Source organism: Streptomyces sp. NPDC060209 (assembly GCF_042728155.1).
GTDB lineage: Bacteria > Actinomycetota > Actinomycetes > Streptomycetales > Streptomycetaceae > Streptomyces.
In genome coordinates, this window is record NZ_JBHWZS010000462.1 from 1 (window position 1) to 4,833 (window position 4,833).

General features: G+C 70.5%; 5 protein-coding genes. 4 read left to right on the forward strand and 1 reads right to left on the reverse strand.

Annotation, left to right across the window (positions count from 1 at the left end; all coding sequences use genetic code 11):
• Positions 1-2: 2 nt before the first annotated feature.
• Entirely contained in the window at positions 3-1,529 is a 1,527-nt protein-coding gene (locus tag ACFWFI_RS41055; RefSeq protein ID WP_387400802.1) for an NCS2 family permease, read from the reverse strand.
• A 293-nt stretch (positions 1,530-1,822) separates the two neighbouring features.
• Between ACFWFI_RS41055 and ACFWFI_RS41060 the strand changes: the two genes are divergently transcribed.
• The 4 genes from ACFWFI_RS41060 to ACFWFI_RS41075 all read left to right on the forward strand — a co-directional run bounded on the left by ACFWFI_RS41060 (position 1,823) and on the right by ACFWFI_RS41075 (position 4,788).
• The gene (locus ACFWFI_RS41060) at positions 1,823-2,215 is read left to right on the forward strand and encodes a peptidase inhibitor family I36 protein (RefSeq protein ID WP_387400804.1); all 393 of its coding nucleotides are present in this window, start codon (positions 1,823-1,825) and stop codon (positions 2,213-2,215) included.
• A gap of 273 nt (positions 2,216-2,488) precedes the next feature.
• Entirely contained in the window at positions 2,489-3,061 is a 573-nt protein-coding gene (locus ACFWFI_RS41065; protein ID WP_387400806.1) for a SigE family RNA polymerase sigma factor, read from the forward strand.
• Entirely contained in the window at positions 3,061-3,771 is a 711-nt protein-coding gene (locus ACFWFI_RS41070; protein ID WP_387400808.1) for a hypothetical protein, read from the forward strand. The genes ACFWFI_RS41065 and ACFWFI_RS41070 overlap by 1 nt, the downstream gene beginning before the upstream one ends.
• Positions 3,772-3,954: 183 nt before the next feature.
• On the forward strand, positions 3,955-4,788 hold the full coding sequence (locus tag ACFWFI_RS41075) for a pectate lyase (RefSeq protein ID WP_387400810.1): 834 nt from the start codon (positions 3,955-3,957) through the stop codon (positions 4,786-4,788).
• Positions 4,789-4,833 lie beyond the last annotated feature (45 nt).

A 4,833-nucleotide genomic window follows, 5' to 3' on the forward strand; every position in this document is an offset into this window, starting at 1 on the left:
GCCTACCTCACGCCGAGCAGCTGCTCGATCGGGTCGATGGCGAAGTACACCGCGAACAGGGCCGCGGTGCCCCACAGCAGCGGGTGGACCTCCTTGGCCTTGCCGAGGACGGTCTTGAGCACGACGTAGGCGACGAAGCCCGCGCCGATGCCGTTGGTGATCGAGTAGGTGAACGGCATCACGGCGATCGTGAGGAAGGCCGGGACGGCGATCTCGTACTTCTCCCAGTCGATGTTCCGTACCTGGGCCATCAGCATGAAGCCGACCGCGACCAGGGCCGGCGCCGCCGCCTGGGCGGGGACGATCGTGGACAGCGGGGTGAGGAACAGCGCCACGGCGAAGAGGCCACCGGTGACGAGGGAGGCGAAGCCGGTACGGGCACCTTCGCCGACCCCCGCGGTGGACTCGACGTAGGACGTGGCGGAGGAGGCGGAGGCCGCGCCGCCCGCGACGGCCGCCGCGCCGTCGATGAGCAGGACCCGGCCCAGATGCGGCACCTTGCCGTCCTCGTCGAGGAGTCCGGCCTCGTGGGAGACGCCCACCACGGTGCCCATGGTGTCGAAGAAGTCGCTCAGCAGCAGGGTGAAGACCAGCAGCACGATGGTGATGACACCGACGTGCTGGAACGCCCCGAAGAGGCTGAAGGAGCCGATCAGTCCGAAGTCCGGCGCCGCGAAGAGGTCGTCGGGGACGGCGGGCACGGTCAGGCCCCACGCGGTGGGGGCGATGTCGGCGATCTCGTTGATGACCACCGCCACGACGGTCGTCACGACGATGCTGATGAGGATGGCGCCCTTCGCCCTGCGGGCGAGCAGCGCGACGGTGAGCAGCACGCCGAGGCAGAAGACCAGGACCGGCCAGCCGGAGAGGTGTCCTGTGGCGCCGAGCTGGACGGGGACGGAGCCGGTGTCGCCGGGGATGCGGGTGACGAATCCGGCGTCGACGAATCCGATGAACGCGATGAAGAGCCCGATGCCGACGCTGATGGCCTGCTTGAGGGACGGCGGGATCGCGTGCATGAGCGCCTCGCGGAGCCCGGTGACCACCAGGACGCAGATCAGCAGGCCCTCGATGACGATGAGACCCATCGCGTCGGGCCAGCTCATCAGCGGCGCGAGCTGGAAGGCCGCGACCGCGTTGAGGCCGAGACCGGCGGCGAGGGCGAGCGGCAGATTGCCGCCGAGCCCCATGACGACGGTCATCACCGCCGCGACCAGGGCTGTGGCGGTGGCGAGTTGGGGCCCTGAGAGGTGGTTGCCGAACTTGTCCTCGGCCGAGCCGAGGATGATCGGGTTGAGCACCAGGATGTAGGCCATCGTGAAGAAGGTGGCGAAGCCGCCGCGTATCTCACGTCCGAAGTCGGAGCCCCGGGCGCTGATGGAGAAGAAGCGGTCGACCCCGCCCAGGCGGCCGGACGCCGGGGGCGCGGCCGCAGCGGATGCCGCGGCCTCCGGGGACACCGCGGGCCCCGGGACCAGGGCGTCCTCGGTCTTGCGCGCGGGCGCGGTGGGATCAGGTCTGTCCGGCATGGCACTCCTCCTTGTGTACGGATCACGCGGCGGTCAGCCGGATTGTTCACCGGCCACGGGGATTTCAGGTTTTCCCCGTGTTACGTCTTACACAGGGACGTGCGCCGCGTCACGCCCCCGGAAGGTGCGTCTCCCCCTGCCCGTTCACCTCGGCCTTTGCGGTCAGCCGCAACAGCATGGCCGGACGGGCGGCCGCGGGCCAGAGTGGTTCGCACCGAACACGGCGCACGGGGCCCGCAGGGCTCCCGTCGGCTTCCGTGGGCGATCGTGAAAGTCCTGAAGGGGGAAGAGGCATGAGGAAGTTCATCGCGTTACGGACGAAGGCGGCTGTCGCGGCGGGGGCCGTTCTGCTGGCGGGCCTGGGGGTGGCCGCGACCGCCGCACCGGCGCAGGCGGCCATATCGGACTGCAGCGCGGGGGCTCTGTGCGCATGGCTCGCGACGGGCTACGCGGGCGACCCGGGCGAGGTCTTCGGCGACAACACGAACCTGCGCCAGTACAACAAGTTCAACAACGCCGGCTCGGTCTACAACCACGGCAACGACTGCGACGTCCGGATCTACACGCTGAAGGACCACGAGGGCCGGAGCTACCTCCTCAGGCGTGGGCACGCCATCAGCAACCTGAACACCTTCTCCGACGGCCTGTTCCAGTACGGCATCGGCTCCAACAAGTGGGTGTGCTGACGGCCTTGAAGCCCTCCGCACCGGCTGGATCCGGCCGTACCGCCGGGTGATCTCCGGGGGACATCCGCGTCGTACGGGGGCGGCGCGGATGTCCCCCGGCCGTTCATCCGGCGCAGGGGGTTCAGGTTTTCGCCGTGTTGCGCCTTACTGGGAGGCGCACGCGTCGAAGCGCTTCCGGGGTGCTCATTGGTACGCTCTCGCCCCGCGAACGGAACTGGGAACGTACACAGCCCGTTCGAGCGCGCAGGGATCCAGTGCAGAGAAGAGGTACCCGTGGGCACAGTCGTGGATGATGCTGCTGCCGCCGAGTTCCGTGCGTTCTTCGAGGCGCACTACGCCGAACTCGCCCGGCTCGCCCATCTGCTGACGGGTGAGGCCGATGCGGCGGACGACCTGGCCGCCGACGCGCTCATGGCGCTCTGGCACCGCTGGGACCGGGTCAGGGGCGCCGACCACCCGGCGGCGTACGCCAGAGGGGTCGTCGCCAACCTGGCCCGTACGCGCATCCGCAGCGCGGTGCGCGAGCGCCGGAGAATCGCGCTGTTCTGGGCGCCCCGCGGGGCCGGGGACGGCTATGCGGCGGACGGGCCCGACGTGTCGGCCGTGGTGGACGTCCAAGGGGCCCTGCGCCGGCTGCCGTTCCGCAAGCGTGCGTGCGTGGTGCTGCGGCACGCCTTCGACCTGTCCGAACGGGACACCGCTCTGGTCCTAGGGGTCTCGGTGGGTACGGTGAAGAGCCAGACCTCGCGCGGTGTGGCGGAACTCCAGCGGCTGCTCGGACCCGAGACCCCGGCGGCACAGGTACAGGTGGCGGCCGCCGGGCAGCGCACCGGAGGAAGGCAGTGATGGACGAGGACCTGCGGGAGCGGCTGCGCGCGGCCGCCGCTTCGCACCGGCCCGACCGGGCGCGGATGCTGGCCCGGATCGAGCGCGGCATGGCTGAGGAACCGCCTGCCCGTCCCGTGCGCGCCCCGCGTACACCGATGCCGTGGCTGCGGGTCGCGGGTGCGACGGCGGCGGTGTGCGGCGTGCTGACCGCCGGCGCGTTCGCGGTCACGTCGGCGGGCCAGGAGGAGCCGAAGGACGGGCAGCGGGTGGCCGCCGGGCCCGCGTCACCCGGCCCCGCGTCGCCGTCCCCGGGCCGGGGCGGTGCGCTGCCCGCCGGGAAGGGCCCGCTGTGGTCGGACGGTTCGCTGGACCCGAACAGCAACGGCTACTGGGCGCAGAGCGAAGTGACGGTCAAGACGGCCCAGCCGCTGTCCGCGCTCACCGTCGAGCTCCGGATCGCGCTGAACGGCGGGGTGAACACCACCGGTTCCTGGCGCTCCCTGCCGGAGCAGGACTTCGCGGCGTCGGCGCGCGAGGAGGACGGCTTCCTCGTCTACCGCTGGACCCTGAAGCCGGGCCGGAGCGTGCCGACCGGTACGCACACCTTCGCGGGGCAGTACAACCACACGGAGGGCGTCCGCGACACCGGGCGGGACGACTACACGGCGCGTGCGCGTGCTGCGGGTGAACAGACGTCGGTGGGCGGCGACTTCACGGAGACGCACTGAGCGCACGGCGTGTGGCGGCAGCCCGCCGGGGTGCACGGCGCCCCGGCGCACACGACCGGCGGAGACACATATCCGGCCCACGGAGAAAACAGATCCGGAACACGGCAACCCTTTCCCGGGCGGTGGCGACCCATGAGCGCAACACACTCCCCCCTCACCCCCTAGGAAACGGGACCAACGAACATGAGCGAACGAGCGCACACCCACCGGCGCAGGCCCGGCAAGCGCCGCATGGCCGCCGCCCTGACCGCGGCCCTGGGTCTCACCGGCGCCGCTCTGGCCACCAATGTGATGCTGCAGCCCGCAGGCGCGGCGACGGCCGCGGTACCCGCCTGGCCCAGTGCCACCGGCACCCAGGCCGTCTCGAAGACCATCGAGGTCTCCGGGACGTACGACGGATCGCTGAAGCGCTTCTACGGGAGCGGCGACCTCGGCGGGGACGGCCAGGAAGAGGGCCAGGACCCGATCTTCAAGCTGGCCGACGGAGCCACGCTCAAGAACGTCATCCTGGGCTCGCCCGCCGCCGACGGCGTCCACTGCTCCGGCAGTTGCACGATCCAGAACGTCTGGTGGGAGGACGTCGGCGAGGACGCCGCGTCCTTCAAGGGCACATCGACCGGCTCCGTCTACACGGTGTACGGCGGCGGTGCCAAGAAGGCCTCCGACAAGGTCTTCCAGTTCAACGGCGCGGGCAAGCTGGTCATCACGAAGTTCCAGGTCGCGGACTTCGGCAAGCTCGTCCGGTCCTGCGGCAACTGCTCCAAGCAGTACAAGCGCGAGATCATCGTGAACGACGTCGACATCACGGCGCCGGGCAAGTCCCTGGTCGGCATCAACACCAACTACGGGGACACCGCCGCACTGCGTTCGGTGCGGATCCACGGTGACAGCAGCAAGAAGATCAAGCCGTGCGTCCGCTACACCGGCAACAGCACCGGCGCCGAGCCGACGGAGACGGGCAGCGGTCCGGACGGCACGTACTGCCGCTACACCGCGTCGGACCTCAGCTACGACTAGGGTCCTTCGTTCGGATCAGGCTGGATCAGGGAGCCCAGCATGGTC

Excerpts from the sequence above, each read along its gene's own strand:
- ACFWFI_RS41075 (WP_387400810.1), top strand. The coding sequence starts at position 3,955 with ATGAGCGAACGAGCGCACACCCACCGGCGCAGGCCCGGCAAGCGCCGC.
- ACFWFI_RS41060 (WP_387400804.1), top strand. The coding sequence starts at position 1,823 with ATGAGGAAGTTCATCGCGTTACGGACGAAGGCGGCTGTCGCGGCGGGG.
- ACFWFI_RS41070 (WP_387400808.1), top strand. The coding sequence starts at position 3,061 with ATGGACGAGGACCTGCGGGAGCGGCTGCGCGCGGCCGCCGCTTCGCAC.
- ACFWFI_RS41055 (WP_387400802.1), bottom strand. The coding sequence starts at position 1,529 with ATGCCGGACAGACCTGATCCCACCGCGCCCGCGCGCAAGACCGAGGAC.